This window comes from Pseudomonas sp. A0308, assembly GCF_044218815.1.
Classification (GTDB): domain Bacteria; phylum Pseudomonadota; class Gammaproteobacteria; order Pseudomonadales; family Pseudomonadaceae; genus Aquipseudomonas; species Aquipseudomonas iridis.
The window spans coordinates 1933538-1951845 of the sequence record NZ_CP162581.1; the positions used below are offsets into that span (position 1 = coordinate 1933538).

The 18308-nt window shown below is 59.6% G+C and carries 14 protein-coding genes and 2 tRNA genes; 12 read left to right on the forward strand and 4 right to left on the reverse strand.

Annotated features, from left to right (window positions below; translation table 11 throughout):
• The first annotated feature begins 1 nt into the window (after position 1).
• From AB4P92_RS09070 to pdeM, 3 genes are all read left to right on the forward strand, one after another.
• Positions 2–766 (forward strand): ABC transporter ATP-binding protein, encoded by a 765-nt coding sequence (locus AB4P92_RS09070; RefSeq protein WP_042557953.1) that lies wholly within the window; start codon positions 2–4, stop codon positions 764–766.
• A 190-nt stretch (positions 767–956) separates the two neighbouring features.
• On the forward strand, positions 957–3443 hold the full coding sequence (locus tag AB4P92_RS09075; RefSeq protein WP_395599261.1) for a ligase-associated DNA damage response DEXH box helicase: 2487 nt from the start codon (positions 957–959) through the stop codon (positions 3441–3443).
• Positions 3443–4099 carry a ligase-associated DNA damage response endonuclease PdeM gene (pdeM, locus tag AB4P92_RS09080; protein WP_395599262.1) on the forward strand — a complete coding sequence of 219 codons (657 nt, stop codon included), beginning with the start codon at positions 3443–3445 and terminating at the stop codon, positions 4097–4099. Before AB4P92_RS09075 ends, pdeM begins: the two co-directional genes overlap by 1 nt.
• Before the next feature lie 68 nt (positions 4100–4167).
• Here pdeM and AB4P92_RS09085 read toward each other — a convergent pair whose 3' ends face one another.
• Both AB4P92_RS09085 and dcd read right to left on the reverse strand, forming a co-directional pair.
• Positions 4168–4377 carry a hypothetical protein gene (locus AB4P92_RS09085; RefSeq protein ID WP_042557949.1) on the reverse strand — a complete coding sequence of 70 codons (210 nt, stop codon included), beginning with the start codon at positions 4375–4377 and terminating at the stop codon, positions 4168–4170.
• Between the two features lie 107 nt (positions 4378–4484).
• Positions 4485–5051 (reverse strand): dCTP deaminase, encoded by a 567-nt coding sequence (gene dcd, locus AB4P92_RS09090; RefSeq protein ID WP_010462661.1) that lies wholly within the window; start codon positions 5049–5051, stop codon positions 4485–4487.
• Positions 5052–5404: 353 nt separating this feature from the next.
• Between dcd and AB4P92_RS09095 the strand changes: the two genes are divergently transcribed.
• Positions 5405–5614: a cold-shock protein gene (locus AB4P92_RS09095; protein WP_002554837.1), complete on the forward strand. Its 210-nt coding sequence runs from the start codon at positions 5405–5407 to the stop codon at positions 5612–5614.
• A 147-nt stretch (positions 5615–5761) separates the two neighbouring features.
• On the opposite strand, the gene AB4P92_RS09100 is transcribed toward AB4P92_RS09095, so the two are convergent.
• The gene (locus tag AB4P92_RS09100; protein ID WP_042557948.1) at positions 5762–6769 is read right to left on the reverse strand and encodes a DUF481 domain-containing protein; all 1008 of its coding nucleotides are present in this window, start codon (positions 6767–6769) and stop codon (positions 5762–5764) included.
• Between the two features lie 164 nt (positions 6770–6933).
• Between AB4P92_RS09100 and AB4P92_RS09105 the strand changes: the two genes are divergently transcribed.
• From AB4P92_RS09105 to AB4P92_RS09120, 4 genes are all read left to right on the forward strand, one after another.
• The gene (locus tag AB4P92_RS09105; RefSeq protein ID WP_395599263.1) at positions 6934–7287 is read left to right on the forward strand and encodes an MGMT family protein; all 354 of its coding nucleotides are present in this window, start codon (positions 6934–6936) and stop codon (positions 7285–7287) included.
• Between the two features lie 43 nt (positions 7288–7330).
• Positions 7331–8890 (forward strand): AmpG family muropeptide MFS transporter, encoded by a 1560-nt coding sequence (locus AB4P92_RS09110; protein ID WP_047299999.1) that lies wholly within the window; start codon positions 7331–7333, stop codon positions 8888–8890.
• Positions 8891–9019: 129 nt separating this feature from the next.
• Positions 9020–10735 (forward strand): proline--tRNA ligase, encoded by a 1716-nt coding sequence (locus AB4P92_RS09115; protein WP_395599264.1) that lies wholly within the window; start codon positions 9020–9022, stop codon positions 10733–10735.
• Between the two features lie 17 nt (positions 10736–10752).
• On the forward strand, positions 10753–11706 hold the full coding sequence (locus AB4P92_RS09120; RefSeq protein ID WP_395599265.1) for a hypothetical protein: 954 nt from the start codon (positions 10753–10755) through the stop codon (positions 11704–11706).
• Between the two features lie 95 nt (positions 11707–11801).
• On the opposite strand, the gene dinB is transcribed toward AB4P92_RS09120, so the two are convergent.
• Positions 11802–12863 (reverse strand): DNA polymerase IV, encoded by a 1062-nt coding sequence (gene dinB, locus AB4P92_RS09125; protein ID WP_395599266.1) that lies wholly within the window; start codon positions 12861–12863, stop codon positions 11802–11804.
• Between the two features lie 279 nt (positions 12864–13142).
• Between dinB and AB4P92_RS09130 the strand changes: the two genes are divergently transcribed.
• The 4 genes from AB4P92_RS09130 (at position 13143) to AB4P92_RS09145 (ending at position 17728) form a co-directional block, all read left to right on the forward strand.
• A tRNA-Met gene (locus tag AB4P92_RS09130) sits at positions 13143–13219 on the forward strand.
• A gap of 219 nt (positions 13220–13438) precedes the next feature.
• Positions 13439–13515: transfer RNA gene (locus AB4P92_RS09135), tRNA-Met, on the forward strand.
• 278 nt (positions 13516–13793) lie between these two features.
• Positions 13794–16433: a bifunctional lysylphosphatidylglycerol flippase/synthetase MprF gene (gene mprF, locus AB4P92_RS09140; RefSeq protein ID WP_395599267.1), complete on the forward strand. Its 2640-nt coding sequence runs from the start codon at positions 13794–13796 to the stop codon at positions 16431–16433.
• The gene (locus AB4P92_RS09145; RefSeq protein WP_042557942.1) at positions 16433–17728 is read left to right on the forward strand and encodes a virulence factor family protein; all 1296 of its coding nucleotides are present in this window, start codon (positions 16433–16435) and stop codon (positions 17726–17728) included. The genes mprF and AB4P92_RS09145 overlap by 1 nt, the downstream gene beginning before the upstream one ends.
• Positions 17729–18308: the final 580 nt, after the last annotated feature.

Here is an 18308-nt window from a genome sequence, read left to right on the forward strand (position 1 = left end):
CATGTACAAACTGACCGTTGAAGGCCTGCACAAAAGCTATGGCGACCATCAGGTGCTCAAAGGCGTGTCGCTCAAGGCCAAGACCGGCGACGTGATCAGCCTGATCGGCGCCAGCGGCTCGGGCAAAAGCACGTTTTTACGCTGCATCAACTTTCTCGAACAACCCAACGCAGGCGCCATGAGCCTTGATGACCAGGCCATCCGCATGGTCACCGACCATCACGGCATGCACGTCGCTGATGCAAGTGAGCTGCAACGCCTGCGCACGCGACTGGCAATGGTGTTTCAGCACTTCAACCTGTGGAGCCACATGACCGTGCTGGAAAACATCACCATGGCGCCGCGCCGGGTGCTGGGTTGCAGCAAACAGGAAGCCGAGGATCGCGCGCGGCGCTATCTGGACAAGGTCGGCTTGCCGGCACGCGTGGCGGATCAGTACCCGGCGTTTCTCTCCGGTGGCCAGCAGCAACGCGTGGCAATCGCCCGGGCATTGGCGATGGAGCCGGAAGTCATGCTGTTCGACGAACCGACCTCGGCGCTGGACCCGGAGCTGGTGGGTGAAGTGCTGAAGGTGATCCAGGGCCTGGCGGAAGAAGGCCGGACGATGATCATGGTGACGCACGAGATGAGTTTTGCCCGCAAGGTGTCGAGCCAGGTGTTGTTTCTGCATCAGGGATTGGTGGAAGAGGAAGGTGCCCCTGAAGACGTGTTGGGCAATCCAAAAAGCGAACGCCTGAAGCAATTCCTCAGTGGCAACCTGAAATAAGCTACACACGTAAACCCTGTGGGAGCGAGCCTGCTCGCGAAAGCGCTCTGTCAGTCACATTGATTGTGAATGTTCAGCCAACTTCGCGAGCAGGCTCGCTCCCACAGGGAAATCCATCAGCCACAAAATTAAACTTGTCCTGCCAAGCCGCGGTCATTGGAAGAACCCCTCCAGAGCGCGCGCAGCCGGCATGGCGAAATCTCCCGACCTTGCAAAAACCTGGTTCAGCGCCCGTACCTGGAAACCCTTCGTCTTTCAGAAACAGGTCTGGGCCGCCGTAAAAAACGGCCAGTCCGGACTGCTCCACGCCAGCACCGGCGCCGGTAAAACCTATGCGGTGTGGTTTGCCGCGCTCAACCGTTTCGCTCGATCCGCGCCGGTTGTTGAAACGGTGCGCAAACGCAAACCCGTTGCCGAACCACTGACCGTGCTGTGGATCACGCCGATGCGCGCCCTCGCCGCCGACACCGCCCGCGCGTTGCAAACGCCGGTGACCGATCTGCAGATCCCGTGGAGCATCGGCCTGCGCACCGGCGACACCAGCAGCAGCGAACGTGCGCGCCAGAGCCGACGTCTGCCGACCACGCTGATTACCACCCCGGAAAGCCTGACGCTGCTACTCGCCCGCGCCGACGCACACAGCGCACTGTCGACCCTGCGCATGATCGTCGTGGACGAATGGCACGAATTGCTCGGCAACAAACGCGGCGTGCAACTGCAACTGGCCCTCGCCCGCCTGCGTTATTGGCAGCCAGACCTGATCGTCTGGGGCGTCTCCGCCACGCTCGGTAATCAATCCCACGCCGAGCAGGTGCTGATCCCACAGGGCGGTGGCGTCAGCATTCAGGGCCAGAGTGAAAAATCCCTCAAGGTCGACACCCTCCTCCCACCGACCATCGAACGCTTTCCCTGGGCCGGACACATCGGTCTGAAGATGCTCCCGCAAGTAGTCGCCGAACTCGACGCCTGCGCCAGCAGCCTGGTGTTCACCAATACCCGGGCGCAGTCGGAAATCTGGTATCAAGCGCTGCTTGAAGCGCGGCCGGACTGGGCCGGGTTGATCGCTTTGCACCACAGCTCATTGTCCCGTGACACCCGCGACTGGGTAGAGCAGGCATTGAAGGACGGCCATTTGAAGGCAGTGGTCTGCACGTCCAGCCTGGATCTGGGTGTGGATTTTTTGCCGGTGGAGCGCGTGCTGCAAATCGGTTCGGCCAAGGGTGTCGCCCGCCTGATGCAGCGCGCCGGGCGTTCCGGCCATGCACCGGGACGCACCTCACGAGTGACGCTGGTGCCCACCCACAGCCTCGAGCTGATCGAAGCTGTCGCTGCCCGCGATGCCGTGGCGCAACGGCGTATCGAACCGCGACGCTCACCACTAAAACCGCTGGATGTGCTGGTGCAACATTTGGTCAGCATGGCGCTGGGGGGCGGATTTATCCCCGAGGAGCTGTACGAAGAAGTCCGCGGCGCCTGGGCTTATCGTGATCTGACACAGGCGGATTGGGCCTGGGCGCTGGCATTCGTACGCCATGGAGGGATGTCTCTGACGGCGTATCCGGATTACCGACGAGTCGAACCGGATGAGCACGGTGTCTGGCGCGTGCCAGATGCGCGGCTGGCGCGGCGGCACCGCATGAGCATCGGCACCATCGTCAGTGACGCGAGCATTCAGCTGAAATTCTGGAGCAAGGGTGGCGGCGGCAAGCAACTGGGCAGCGTCGAAGAAGGTTTTATTGCGCGGCTCAAGCCCGGTGATGGGTTTCTGTTTGCCGGACGTCTGCTGGAGCTGGTACGCGTGGAGAACATGACCGCCTACGTCAAACGCAGCACCGCGAAAAAAGCCGCCGTACCGCGCTGGAATGGCGGGCGCATGCCGCTTTCCAATGAATTGGCCGAGGCGGTAGTGACACGCTTCACCGCCGCCGCACAGGGGGAATTTGTCGGGCCGGAAATGCAGGCCCTGCGCCCTTTGCTGGAAACCCAGGCGCGCTGGTCTGGCCTGCCCACGACGCAAAACTTACTGGTCGAGGTGCTGAAATCCCGCGAAGGCTGGCACCTTTTCCTCTATCCGTTTGCCGGTCGCCAAGTGCACCTGGGGCTCGCCAGCCTGCTCGCGTGGCGTGCCAGTCAGCGTCAGCCGGTGACGTTCTCGATCGCGGTCAACGATTACGGTCTGGAGTTGCTCAGCGCCACACCGGTTGATTGGTCGCAGCAACTTGATGCCGAACTGTTCAGCCCCGAACATCTGCTGCGCGATGTGCTGGCCAGCCTCAACGCCGGCGAACTGGCCCTGCGGCGTTTTCGCGAAATCGCCCGAATTGCCGGGCTGGTGTTCGCCGGCTACCCCGGCGCGCCAAAAAGTACCCGCCAGGTGCAGGCCTCCAGCGGTTTGTTTTTCGAGGTTTTCAAACAATATGACGCCGACAACCTGCTGCTGGCGCAGGCCGGGGAAGAAGTCCTGCGAGCGGAACTGGATATTCACAGGCTTGAACAGACGCTGGAGCACATCAATCGCATGAAACTCGACGTACATCTGATCAAACGTCCTACACCCTTAGGCTTTCCGCTGCTGGTGGAACGCATGCGCGAGAGCATGAGCTCGGAAAAACTCGCTGACCGGATCAGACGGATGGTGGGTGATCTGGAGCAATCAGCCGACAAGGGCAAGGGCTGATGAATGCGCCCTACCCCGTTCGTCTGGCCGGTGAGGAGCTCTGGTTGTTACCGGAAAAGGCCCTGTATTGGCCGGCGCAGCAAGCGCTGTTGATCGCCGACGTGCATTTCGGCAAGGCTGCCGCCTATCGCAGCCTCGGTCAGCCGGTTCCGCAAGGCACGACGTCAAGCAACATCGCCGTGATTGATCGACTGTTAGCTAAACTGCCCTGTCGGCAACTGATCTTTCTTGGCGATTTTCTCCACGGCCCGGGCTCCCATGCGCCAGGCACGTTAAGCGCACTGTCCAAATGGCGGTCGCGCCACGCTGATCTGCCGATGACGCTGATTCGCGGCAATCACGACAAGCGCGCGGGTGACCCGCCCGCATCGTTGAAAATTCGCGTCGTGCCGGAGCCGCTGTTGCTCGGCCCGTTCGCCTTGCAACACGAGCCCGATCCCCACGCTGAAAGACATGTGCTGGCCGGGCATGTGCACCCAGTCTATCGGCTGCACGGCAAAGGCCGGCAGAGCTTGCGTCTGGCCTGCTTCAAACTCGGCGAGCGCATCAGCCTGATGCCGGCGTTCGGTGCGTTCACCGGTGGTTATCAGGTCGACCGCGACGAGACCTGCAGGATTTTTGTCATCGGTGACAACGAAATCTGGCCAGTCAGTTGAAGTCTTTATCGACCTCTACTGACCGACCATTCATTGAGCGCGTCATTTAGCGCGTTTTTTAGTGCAAATCAGGCGACAGGTGCCGGTGGCGGCTCATCCGGAAGGGTCGGTTCGCCCGGCTCGGTCGGTTGTTCGTTGGGGGTATCGGGATCAGGCTGACCAGGAATCCCGCCGGCCATGCTGATGGGCGGATGTGCCAACAAGGACCAGGCTAAGACGCCAATCTGATTGGGCTCAAGCCTTGCCAGTTCGGCACTGATATGCGGATCGATCTTCATGGGGCACTCCTCGGCGAAGGCCCGTTTTGCCAGACACAAAAACGGGCAGTACACCCCATAGAGTGTCTGCCCGCCAAAGAATTCCCGACATCCGCCGGATGGACGAATCAGGTACGCGGCAGAGTTACGCCACGCTGGCCCTGATACTTGCCGCCGCGATCCTTGTAGGAAACTTCACATTCCTCGTCGGATTCAAGAAAGAGCATCTGTGCCACGCCTTCGTTGGCGTAGATTTTTGCCGGCAGATTGGTGGTGTTGGAGAATTCCAGCGTCACGTGGCCTTCCCACTCCGGCTCGAGCGGGGTGACGTTGACGATAATGCCGCAACGCGCGTAGGTGCTCTTACCCAGGCAGATGGTCAGCACGTTGCGTGGAATACGGAAGTATTCGACGGTGCTGGCCAGGGCGAAGGAGTTCGGCGGAATGATGCAAACGTCACTATGGATGTCGACGAAGCTGCCGGCGTCGAAGTTTTTCGGATCGACGATGGCCGAGTTGATGTTGGTGAACACCTTGAAGTGGCTGGTGCAACGCACATCGTAGCCGTAGCTCGACACGCCATAGGAGATCACGCGGTTGTCGTCACTGCCACGCACCTGGCGCTCGACGAACGGTTCGATCATGCCGTGTTCCTGCGCCATGCGGCGAATCCACTTGTCCGATTTGATGCTCATGGCGGGTGTCCTGAATAGCGAGGTGGAAAAATTCTGTCCGGCATCTTACCGGTCGCGCCGCCGCGTTCAAAGTGCGCGGTGCAATTCTCGCCGAACACCCTGGATTTGCGGACTCTGGCGACGAACTGTCACACCGCCGATCCCGAAATTAAAGAAACCTTCGCAAGAAGCATTGGCACATTCCGGAAAAAGGGTTAAGGTGGCGCCACTGTGCTGCTTGTGTCACTGAGAATCTCTACACGATATGTTGAATTTCGATCCAACCATCTACAAGAATTTTTCCTGCTCTTTGCACTCAGTCTCGGCCAGGGTTCTTCCTGTGTCGCAGTTATCTTTGTTCAAGGAGTTACACCATGTCTAATCGCCAAACCGGTACCGTTAAGTGGTTCAACGATGAAAAAGGCTTCGGCTTCATCACCCCACAATCCGGTGACGACCTGTTCGTTCACTTCAAAGCTATCCAATCCGACGGCTTCAAAAGCCTGAAAGAAGGCCAACAGGTTTCTTTCATCGCTACCCGCGGTCAGAAAGGCATGCAAGCTGAGGAAGTACAAGTTATCTAACTTGTAGCTTCTTTAGAAAAGAGCCCCGCCCTTAAAAGCGGGGCTTTTTTGTGGGCGTCTGTTTTTCAGGCGCAAAAAAAGATCGCAGCCTTCGGCAACCCCTCCTGAATCCAGGGGCTGCCGAAGGCTGCGATCTTTTGCTTTACGTTACCAAGCCACGCCAAACCCAGCGGTATAACGGGTCTTGTTCAAATCTGCATCATTGGTACCGCTGATGATGTCACGCTCGGCCTTCAGGTTCAGCGAGGCCCACTCGGTGACCTTGTAGCGCAAGCCCATCTCGGCATCCAGCGCGTAATTGGCCACGTTGGACAACGGCTTGCCAACTTCGCCGTTGGTGAAGAATTCGACCTTCTTGCCGATCAGGTAACGGTTGTAGTCCCACTTCATGGCAACGGAGTAGAAGTTGTCCTTGCTGCCATCCTTGTATTCGTAATCGGTGCGGTTGAGCAGCGAGCCCAGCGAGAACGCCCCCAACTCATCATCCCAGAACTGGTAGCCAGGACCGGTACCGACGACACGCTGACGCGCCAGCTCTTCGATGTGATCGCGCTTATAGTTCAGACGCCCCTGCCAGAACCACTGATCGGTCAGGAAGCGGTCAAGGGAGTACTCGGCGCGCCAGTTGTCAGTGGTGGTCACATCGTCCTGTACTTCACGGTTGTATTCGCCTTCGGCAATGTGCCGCCAGCGACCGTGCCGCGCCGTAGTCTTGAAGCCGATGTCGTAATCGTCGGTGTCCTTCTCCGCACGCTGATAGTCCAGCGCCAGATCGACATTGCCCTTCCACACCAGATCCTCGACCACCGGTTTGGGCTTGAGAATCTGCTGAATGCTCGCCAGCTCCACGGTTTTTGGCGCTTCGCCATTGGCCAGGGTGACCTTGCCGTCGTCAGCCGCGGTCAGCGATTTGGACATTTCACCCGTGTACGCATCCTGCTTGACCAGCAGGTGCTGATCACTGTCCAGGGTTTTGACTTCTTTCCAGTCAATCGTGACGGCCCCGGCATATTTGGTCTGGATCAACAGCTTGCCGCCGTCGAACACAGTGATAGTGCCGGTCAGCTTGTCACCGTTCTTCATCCAGACGGTGTCGGCAAGCAGGGGCGTGGACGCGCTACAAACAGCAAGGCACAGCAAGGTTCTGGAAAACATAAGCGAATCGAGGGCTCAAGTTTGCGTAAAAGGATCGGCATTATCCGGAGGAATAAGACCCTGACAAGGAGTGACCGGACTATTTCCATTGAGTTCATTTCTCAACTGGCCGATCAGGGTTTACGCTTCAGGCATTAATTCGACCCCGTTCAGGAACCGCGTACGTGACAGACCCGATCCATGGAGGCGAAAGCGAAGCGCAAATCCGACGCACGGCGCTCTACTCGACCCTTGCGCAAGTGCCCGCTGGTAAAGTCGTCAGCTACGGTCAATTGGCTGATCTCGCCGGGTTGGGGCGCGCCGCCCGCTGGGTCGGCCGCACGCTCAGCCAATTGCCCAACGACACCAAACTGCCCTGGCACCGCGTTCTCGGCGCCGGCGGTCGGATCAGCCTGCCAGTAGGCAGTCCCTCGGGCGATGAACAACGCGCGCGTTTGCGCATGGAAGGCATCACCGTCCTGAACAATCGTGTGGATATTCAACGCCATGGCTGGCGTCCGGTAGAGCACTGCGGTTAGAGTGCGCGCTTTGTTCCCGCAATCTTGAGGCAGACTTCAGCCCATGCCCCGTAAAACCTGGCGCGCCGCGCTCGCCGCCTATGCCAGTCCTTCGACGCTCGTGCTGTTGTTGCTGGGTTTCGCCGCCGGCCTGCCGTACATGCTGGTGTTCTCAACGCTGTCGGTCTGGCTGCGTGAAGCCGGCGTGGCCCGTGAAACCATCGGCTACGCCAGCCTGATCGGTCTCGCGTACGCATTCAAATGGGTCTGGTCACCGCTGCTCGACCAATGGCGCCTGCCGTTGCTGGGCAAGCTTGGCCGTCGCCGTTCGTGGCTGGTGCTTTCGCAGTCACTGGTAATCCTGGGCCTGATCGGCATGGGCTTCTGCGATCCGCAGAAGCATCTGTCCTGGCTGATCGCCATTGCGGTGATCGTTGCCTTCGCTTCCGCGACCCAAGATATTGCGGTCGATGCCTATCGCCTGGAAATCGCCGACGACAGCCGACAAGCCGCACTCGCTGCCAGTTATATGTCCGGCTATCGCATAGCCGCGCTGCTGGCGACTGCCGGCGCACTGTTTTTCGCTGAAGGTTTTGGCTCAACCGGCTTCAACTATCAGCACTCGGCCTGGGCCGGCACCTACTTGCTGTTTGGCGCGCTAATGATCCCTGCCCTGCTGACAACGCTGTTCATGCGCGAACCGCCTGTACCGTTGCGCACGCAGTTGCAGGCCGGGCGCTACACCTTCATGCATCAACTGATGTCCGTGTTCGTGCTGATCGTTCTGCTGGTGTCTGTGCCGGCGATGTTCACCCAGCTCTACAACACCGATTTCGCCAGCGTGCTGTTCGAAGGCGCCAGCCTGCTCGACCTGCTGCTGGAAGACCGTGCCTTCCTGCGCGCCATCCTCTATACGCTGCTCACCGCATTGTGCCTGTCGGCCATGGGGCGTCGCGGGCTGGCACCGGTGCTGACGCCGGTCAACGACTTCATCCTGCGCTACCGCTGGCAAGCGCTGCTGCTGCTCGGATTGATTGCCACCTATCGGATGTCGGACACGGTGATGGGCGTGATGGCCAACGTGTTCTATATCGACCAGGGTTTCACCAAGGATCAGATTGCCAGTGTCAGCAAGATATTCGGTCTGATCATGACCCTCGTCGGCGCCGGCATGGGCGGACTGCTGATTGTGCGTTTCGGCATTTTGCCGATCCTGCTCATCGGCGGCGCAGCGTCGGCGGGCACCAACCTGCTGTTCCTGATGCTCGCCGACATGGGTCCGAACCTGCAGATGCTGATGGTGACCATTTCCCTGGACAACTTCAGTTCCGGTTTGGCGACGTCTGCATTTGTCGCTTACCTGTCGAGCCTGACCAACCTGAAGTTCTCCGCGACGCAATACGCGCTGCTCAGTTCGATCATGCTCCTGCTGCCGCGCCTGATCGGCGGCTATTCCGGGGTCATGGTCGAGAAGTTCGGTTATCACAACTTCTTCCTGATCACTGCACTGCTCGGCGTGCCGACACTGGTGCTGATCGCGCTGCACTGGTTCCAGGAAAGCCGCCGCGAAGGCCCGACGCCAACGCCCGAGCCTGTACCGACGCCACTCGTGGACGAATCGTAAGACGTTTCGCCAACGGCGGGAGGAATCCCGCCGTTGGACCTCACTGCCGGCCGCACTTCTGTACGTCAGCAAAACTCGCCGGTACACTGCTCCGTCATTTCCAGTCTCAGCAACCGACAACGGCCAACCATGCGCACCAGTCAATTTTTGCTCGCCACACAGAAAGAAACGCCTTCCGATGCGGTCGTCATCAGCCACCAGCTGATGCTGCGTGCCGGCATGATCCGCAAACTCGCCTCGGGCCTGTACACCTGGCTGCCGATGGGCTTGCGGGTAATGCGCAAGGTTGAAGCCATCGTTCGCGAAGAAATGAACGCCGCCGGCTCTCTGGAAGTGTTGATGCCGAGCACCCAACCGGCCGAACTGTGGCAGGAATCGGGACGCTGGGAAGAATACGGCCCTGAGTTGCTGCGCTTCAAAGACCGCCACGGTCGTGACTTCTGCGCGGGCCCGACCCACGAAGAAGTGATCACCGATCTGATGCGCAACGAGTTGAGCAGCTATAAGCAGCTGCCAATCAACCTGTACCAGATCCAGACCAAATTCCGTGACGAAATCCGCCCGCGCTTCGGCTTGATGCGCGGCCGCGAATTCATCATGAAGGATGCGTACTCCTTCCACGCCGATCAGCCGTCGCTGCAGGTCACTTATGACCGCATGCACCTGGCGTATTGCAACATCTTCACTCGTCTGGGCCTGAAATTCCGTCCGGTTGAAGCCGACAACGGCTCGATCGGCGGCGCCGGTTCCCACGAGTTCCACGTACTGGCCGAATCCGGCGAAGACGATATCGCTTTCAGTAACGGCTCCGACTACGCGGCGAACATCGAGAAGGCTGAGGCAGTGCCGCGCGAAACTTCGCGCCCTGTTGCGAGCGAAGAGCTGCGCCTGGTCGATACGCCAGACACCAAGACCATTGCCGCGCTGGTGGAAAAATTCAATCTGCCGATTGAAAAGACCATCAAGACCCTGATCGTGCGCGCCGAAGAAGAAGGCAAGCTGATCGCTCTGGTCATTCGTGGCGACCACGAACTCAACGAGATCAAGGCAGCCCAGCAACCTGGCGTTGCCAGCCCGCTGGTAATGGCCACCGACGCCGACCTGCGTGACGCGATTGGCGCCGGCGCCGGTTCGCTCGGCCCGCTGAACCTGCCACTGCCGATCATCATCGACCGCTCGGTCGAACTGATGAGCGACTTCGCTATCGGTGCCAATATCGACGACAAGCACTACTTCGGCGTCAACTGGGAGCGCGATCTGCCGGTTCCAACCGTGGCCGACCTGCGTAACGTGGTTGCTGGCGACCCAAGCCCGGACGGCAACGGCACTCTGGAAATCGCACGCGGCATCGAAGTGGGGCACATCTTCCAGCTGGGCAACAAGTACAGCAAGGCGATGAAGTGCGAAGTGCTGGGCGAGAACGGCAAGCCTGTGACCCTGGAAATGGGCTGCTACGGTATCGGCGTGTCCCGTGTGGTGGCAGCCGCCATCGAGCAGAACAACGACGAAAACGGCATCATCTGGAGCGACACTCTTGCGCCGTTCCAGGTCGCCCTCGTACCGCTGCGCTATGAAACCGAGCAGGTGCGCGAAGCCACCGACAAGCTGTACGCAGAACTGACTGCGGCCGGTTTCGAAGTGCTGCTGGATGATCGCGACAAGAAAACCAGCCCGGGCATCAAGTTCGCAGACATGGAACTGATCGGCATTCCACACCGGATCGTGGTCAGTGACCGCGGCCTCGCCGAAGGTAACCTGGAATACAAGAGCCGTACCGAAGGCGAGGCGCAAGCGCTGCCGGTGGCTGACGTATTGTCCTTCCTTCAGGCCCGTATCCGCCGCTGAAACCAGATAGAGACGTCATGTTCAAGCGAAACACCTTGGGCCTCGGAGGCACCGCCCTGTGCGGTGCCCTGCTGGTCAGCGGCTGTGCCAATCACATGTCACAACGCAGCGAGCACGAAGAGCGGGTCGAGCGAAAACTGCTCGATCACCGCCTGCAGATTGATGTCGGTGAGCCCAAGGTGCTTGAGCTGCCGCAGCGACGCGTAAAGATCAACGAGCAGAAGACTTTCGAAGTCACCGAGTTCGAAGTCACCCGCCGTTACGATCGTTACACGCCTTACCAACCCTGGCGCGAGGTCTACGAGATTCCGCTGGGTGCGGTGGCGGTGGTCGGTGGCGTCGGCGCGAACGTGGTCAACGTCTTCGCGCTCGGCAATCTGCCGGACAGCGTGACCCGGGACTGGCTCAGCTACGGTTTTGCCGGGCTCAACCCGTTGATGAACGTGCAATCCAACGGTCGTGCGCAACAGAACCTCGCCGGCATCGATGAAATCCAGCGCGACAAGCGCACGGAGTATTCGAGCCTGCCGTGGAGCGAGCGTCCAGTGCAGGTCAAGGCTGGCAAGCAGACCTTCGAGATGACCACCGACCGTAACGGCGTTTTGCGTCTGAACCTGCTCGACAGTCCGTTTGCCGAGAATGATCTCAACCATGTCGGCAAATTGCAGATCAGCGTCGAGGATGCCAAGGATGACGTGCACTCTGACTCATCCCTGATGATCAGCAGCCACCTGCGCGGCAAATTGCTGGAGGCGCACGGGCTGATCTACGACGATCTGGAAGATGACGAAGTCAGCGAGTGGGTCCACCGGGTCAAACGTCTCTCGGAACTGGGGCTGGAAGAAGAAGCCAGCGAACTGGAACAGAGCTTGATCGAGTTGACGCGTAACGATCCTGAGTTGCAGGCTGAGTTTCTCAAGTCGCTGACCAAGGATGCCGGGCGATTGGTCGCGGATCCAGGACCGAATTAAGCGCTATTAAAAGATCGCAGCCTTCGGCAGCTCCTACAGGAAAATGCATTCCAACGTAGGAGCTGCCGAAGGCTGCGATCTTTTGCTTTTACAGGTCAACGCTCAAACAACTCCATCTGCTCAAACCCACCCCGCAAGTCCTCCAGCCTCACCCCGACCCCAAGCAACCGCACCGGTTTACCCCCGCGATTGAATGCCTGCGTCAGCATTAACTGATAACTGCCCAGATCCCGCCCTGCCCCGGCCTGCTCCAATGTGGTCTGGGTGAAGTCGTGAAACTTCACTTTGACGAACGGCTTGCCCGGCCGATAACTGCTGTCGATACGGGCCATGCGGGTTTTCAGGGTTTCGAGCAGCTCGGGCAACTTGTCCAGGCAACTGCGCAGATCCGGTAGATCAACGTCGTAGGTATTTTCCACGCTGATCGACTGACGGCGACTGTCGTTGTGCACCAGCCTGTCATCGATCCCACGAGCAAGACTCCACATTCGCTCACCGAAACTGCCGAATTCGCGCACCAGCGCCAGCTTGTCCCACTCGCGCAGGTGCTGACAGTCGACGATGCCGAGTCGGCCCAGTTTGTCAGCGGTGACTTTGCCCACACCGTGCAGCTTGCTGACCGGCAGGCCGCTGACAAAGTCTTCGACCTGATCCGGGGTGATCACGAACAAACCGTTGGGCTTCTTCCAGTCGCTGGCAATCTTCGCCAGAAACTTGTTCGGCGCCACGCCTGCGGAGACAGTGATATGCAACTGATTGGAAACGCGGCGGCGGATGTCCTGGGCAATACGCGTGGCACTGCCGCCGAAATGCGCGCTGTCCGACACGTCGAGGTAGGCTTCATCCAGCGACAAAGGCTCGATCAAGTCAGTGTAATCAGCAAAAATCGTGTGAATTTCCTTAGACGCTTCACGGTAAGCATCCATGCGCGGCTTGACGATGGTCAGGTCGGGACACAGCTTTAAAGCGTGGCCGGAGGACATGGCCGAGCGCAAGCCATACGCCCGCGCCTCGTAATTACAGGTGGCAATCACCCCGCGCCGATCCGCCGAACCGCCCACCGCCAACGGCTTGCCGGCCAGACGCGGGTCATCGCGCATCTCGATGGCGGCGTAGAAACAGTCACAGTCGACGTGGATGATTTTTCGCTGAGTCATGTCAGAAAAGGAAACGTGGCGAACCGGATCGGCAGTATCTCACTCACAACTGTATATAGCACCAGTGGTCAGAATGTTCTTTTCCTTCGGTAGGAAGCTTCGGTGAATTTATTTTCTCAATCGAAGAACGACCGCCAATAGAGCTGAAAGCCTTGCCCCACCTGCCCTGCGGCCTGTTTCAACCATCAAGAAAAGCGCTAACCGATTGAACCTCAACGAATTTTATCCAGATTGAAGGTTGACACCCCGGCGATCCTCTGTAGAATGCCGACACACAGACGCGGGATGGAGCAGTCTGGTAGCTCGTCGGGCTCATAACCCGAAGGTCGTCGGTTCAAATCCGGCTCCCGCAACCAAACATCAAGAAAGGCTACTCGAAAGAGTGGCCTTTTTTGTGCGCGCTTGTTTTGCAAAAGAAAGACTGTAAGAGCGCCCTCCTCCAAACGGGATTTCGTTGCATTTCTTAGGGTTACCCGTCACGTGCGACCGTTTGACGCTATTTCGCACTTATTTGACCCTTTACGGGATTAGCGGTTGACACCCCGCCGTTCGCCTGTAGAATGCCGCCACACAGACGCGGGATGGAGCAGTCTGGTAGCTCGTCGGGCTCATAACCCGAAGGTCGTCGGTTCAAATCCGGCTCCCGCAACCAAACATCAAAAAAGGCTACTCGAAAGAGTGGCCTTTTTTGTATCTGCTGAAAAAGTCCTTTCGCAACAATGAGCTGTCATCGTGCAGTGAACCGTCCAGGATCATCAGAAACGCCGAGTCGCGACTATGCTTGAGTCGCGGCGCAGACGCCTGTAATCCATGACTGCCCTCGCCGAGCCTCGGCGAGAGGCGTAATATTTTGTGATTATTTTTTTCTACAGGGATTGGTAACTTGGCTGGATACCTCCATCCTGTCGCGCACAATCCAAGAGGTGATTGATGCGCGCCAACTCGTCTGATCCACAAGGCAATGTCACAGCGGAACATCCGATCAAACCCGAGCGTTTGCGCTTGCTGGATCGGTTAAGCAAATACCGTCAACCCATCGGTCTGGCGGTCACTCTGCTGCTGTTTGCCATCGCACTGATTGCCTGTAGCCACTTGCTCGCCGAACTCGATCTCGATGCCTTGCACGACTCGATTCTCGAGGTACCGAAACCTGCCCTGCTCGGCGCGTTCGGTGCGACCGTGGTCGGCTTCATTATTCTACTGGGCTATGAATGGTCGGCCGCCCGCTACGCAGGCGTGACATTGCCACCGCGCACGCTGGCCCTCGGCGGCTTCACCGCGTTTGCGATAGGCAACGCGATCGGTCTGTCGCTGCTGTCCGGCGGCTCGGTGCGCTACCGTTTATATGCACGGCTTGGCGTGAGCGCATCGGAAGTCGCGCACATGACCTTATTCGCCAGCCTGTCGCTGGGCTGCGCATTGCCACCGCTGGCCGCACTCGCGACCCTCAGCGATCTGCCCGGCGCATCCCAGGCCCTGGGGCTGTCTGAAGGATTGCTCGGCACTGTTGCTGGCGCCGTACTCCTGCTGGGCGCGATTCTGGCGATCGGCATCTATCGTCGGCGCCTACCGGAACAACCATTCGCGCACAATCTGCTGGTCAAGGCCAGCCGCCGCACCTTGCGCCTGCCGGGTCGACGCCTGACGTTCATGCAACTCGTCATCACCGCCCTCGACGTTGCCGCTGCCGCCACCGTGCTTTATCTGTTACTGCCGGAAGCCCCGCCGTTTGGCGCGTTTCTGCTGGTGTATCTGTTGGCCCTGGCCGCTGGTGTGCTCAGCCATGTGCCGGGCGGCGTCGGGGTGTTCGAGGCGATTCTGCTGGCCGCCTTCGCCAATCAGCTTGGTGCCGCGCCACTCGCCGCTGCGCTGCTGCTGTATCGCCTGATCTACGTAGTGGCGCCGCTGCTGGTGGCTTGCGTATTCCTGCTGATCAACGAAGGCCAGCGCCTGTTTCAGACCCAGACCATGCGCGCAGCATCCGGTCTGGCTGCGCCGATTCTGGCGGTGCTGGTATTTCTGTCCGGCGTGGTGCTGCTGTTCTCCGGCGCCACCCCAGAGATCGATACGCGCCTGGAACACATCGGTTTTCTGATCCCGCATCGACTGGTCGACGCTTCGCACTTCGGCGCCAGCCTGATCGGCGTGCTGTGTCTGTTGCTGGCCCAAGGCTTGCGACGCCGGTTGTCGGCGGCGTGGATGCTGACCACCATTCTGTTGCTGGTCGGCGCCCTGCTCTCGCTGCTCAAGGGTTTCGACTGGGAAGAAGCCTTGTTGATGACCCTGACGGCAAGTCTGCTGGCGGTGTTCCGCCGCTCGTTCTATCGCCCGAGCCGCTTGACCGAGCTGCCGTTCTCGCCGCTGTACCTGGTAGCCAGCGTGTGTGTGCTGGGTGCTTCAGCCTGGTTGTTGCTGTTCGCCTATCAAGACGTGCCGTACAGCCATCAACTCTGGTGGCAGTTCACCCTCGACGCTGACGCCCCACGCGGTCTGCGCTCGCTGCTCGGCGCCGCAGTACTGTTGCTGGTGATTGCCCTGACCTGGTTGCTGCGCACCGCGCGCCCAGTCATTCACCTGCCAACGCCGGACGAACTGGATCGCGCCTCAAAGATTCTGATGGCCTCGTCTCAACCCGATGGCGGCCTCGCGCTGACCGGTGACAAGGCGTTGCTGTTTCACCAGAACGACGAAGCGTTCCTGATGTACGCCCGCCGTGGCCGCAGTCTGGTAGCCCTGTACGACCCGATCGGCCCCGGCCAGCAACGGGCCGAGATGATCTGGCAGTTCCGCGACCTGTGCGACATCCACCACGCCCGCCCTGTGTTCTATCAAGTGCGCGCGGAGAACCTGCCGTACTACATGGACATCGGCCTGACTGCGATCAAGCTTGGCGAAGAAGCGCGGGTCGACCTCACCCGCTTTGACCTCGAAGCCAAGGGCAAGGAGATGAAGGATCTGCGTTACACCTGGAACCGTGGCACCCGCGACGGCCTGTCGCTGGAGATCCATGAACCGGGTCAGGCGCCGATGGATGAGCTCAAGGTGATTTCAGATGCCTGGCTGACCGGCAAGAACGTGCGCGAGAAAGGCTTCTCCCTCGGCCGTTTCAGCGACGATTACCTGAAGCATTTCCGCATCGCGGTAATTCGCTTCGAAGGCCGCCCGGTGGCGTTTGCCAATCTGCTCGAGACCTACAGCCATGACCTGGCCAGTCTCGACCTGATGCGCGCACACCCGGACGCGCCAAAACTGACCATGGAATTCATGATGGTCGGCCTGATTCAACACTATAAGAGTCACGGATACGCGCGCTTCAGCCTGGGCATGGTGCCGTTGTCGGGGTTGCAACCCCGGCGTGGTGCACCGTTGACCCAGCGTTTGGGCTCGATGGTTTTCCGCCGTGGTGAGCAGCTGTACAACTTCCAAGGCTTGCGCCGCTTCAAAGACAAATTCCAGCCTGACTGGGAACCCCGTTATATGGCCGTGCCCGCCGGACTCGATCCGTTGGTGGCGCTGGCCGACACTGCTGCCCTGATCGCGGGCGGCTTGACTGGATTGGTGAAACGCTGATGATTCAACGCTCCCTGAAGTACATCCTGGCCGCACTGATCGTGCTGGCCGTGATTGCCGGCGGCGGTTTCTGGTACCTCAAACGCCCGGCACCGGAACCAACGCTCGAACCTATTACGGCGGCAGACGGCACCGTTTTGACCCGCGTCATCCCCGGCACCAAACCCAAGGCGCAGGTGCTGGTCGCGGTCAACGACGACCAGAAACTCTCTGAAAAGCAACTGACCACCCTGAGCCGCAGCGCCTCGGCGCAGATCGTTCAGGTGATTCTGCCCAAGGACTGCCTGCTGCAAAGCCGCGCCCTGCAAACCGGTCTGCGCGAACTGAACGGGCCGGCCACACTCGTTAGCGGCATCGGCCCGGGCGCCGTGCTGGCCTGGCGCTGGTTGTCCGAGCAGAAGGACGACAAGGCTCAGGCCATCTCCGTCGACCTCGCACTGGAAAAACCCGGCTGCACTCACCTGCTGCCGAAAGCCGCCGCCCACGGCCACTGGCTGGTGGCGTGGAACGACAACCCGGACGACGCCAGCGCGGGTTTTGTGCGCGATCAACCGAACGCCGAAACCAGCATCAGCGACTACGACATCAACTTGCCGCAAGTACTGAACAACGAACTGCGCAAGATCCTCGTCGGTGGCGACAAGGCCAATGGTGGTCTGGCGATCCCGGTGGTTGAAGTGCCTGCCGGTCAGGCCAAGGACACCGTAACCCTGTTCCTCTCCGGCGACGGCGGCTGGCGTGACCTGGACCGCGACGTGGCCGGTGAAATGGCCAAGATCGGCTACCCGGTCGTCGGCATCGACACCCTGCGCTACTACTGGCAGCACAAGAGCCCGGAACAAAGCGCCTTGGACCTGACCGAACTGATGCAACACTACCGGCAGAAATGGGGCACCAAGCGCTTCATCCTCACCGGTTATTCGTTCGGCGCCGACGTCCTGCCGGCTATCTACAACCGCCTGCCGGACACCGAGCAGCAGCGCGTCGACGCAATCATCCTGCTGGCCTTCGCCCGCACTGGCAGTTTCGAAATCGAAGTCGAAGGCTGGCTCGGCAACGCCGGCAAAGAAGCCGCCACCGGCCCGGAAATGGCCAAACTGCCACCGGCCAAGGTCGTGTGCATTTATGGTGAAGAAGAGGCCGATGAAAGCGGCTGCACTGACAAGACTGCGGTGGGTGAAGCGGTGAAACTGCCGGGTGGTCATCACTTCGATGAGAACTATCCTGCGCTGGCAAAGCGTCTGGTGGACTTGATCCAGAAGCGTCAGGCGGCGAGTCAGGTGGCCGAAGAGTGATCTGAAACGCTCCAACAAAAAGCCCCCGCAACTGCAAAGTGGCGGGGGCTTTTTACATTCCGGCAGCCGCCAAAATTTCCCGTGAGAGCGAGCCTGCTCGCGAATTCGGTGGGTCAGTAAACAGATTCGTTGACTGAGAGTACGTATTCGCGAGCAGGCTCGCTCCCACGGGGCATTGCGCTGGATTCGGATATCAATTCCTCCAGGCATATCTGCCAGACGTTTAGTTTCGTTTACTTCCAGTCTCGCAATATCGGATGACGCCCACAGACCTTGTAGGCAAACTCCGAATCGCGTGTTGCGGCGCCTTGCCGCCCTGTTGAGCTGTTTTTTGTCGGGATACTCTCCGGACGTCGCTGACCCATTCAGCGATCGGGCTTGGTAACCCGGTGGAATAAGACGCAACGGCGCACCTAACACGATTCAGGCGTATTTCCGCCTGTTGTCCAGTGTTATGGCAGCTGTGTGTGGGACGCTTTCGAGCGTGCCGGTTTCCTTGGTTCCCCGGTTTACCAACCTGCGCACAGCTGCCACCCATTCGCTTGGTATCGGATGCGGCAGCTCTCGAAATCAAGGGAAT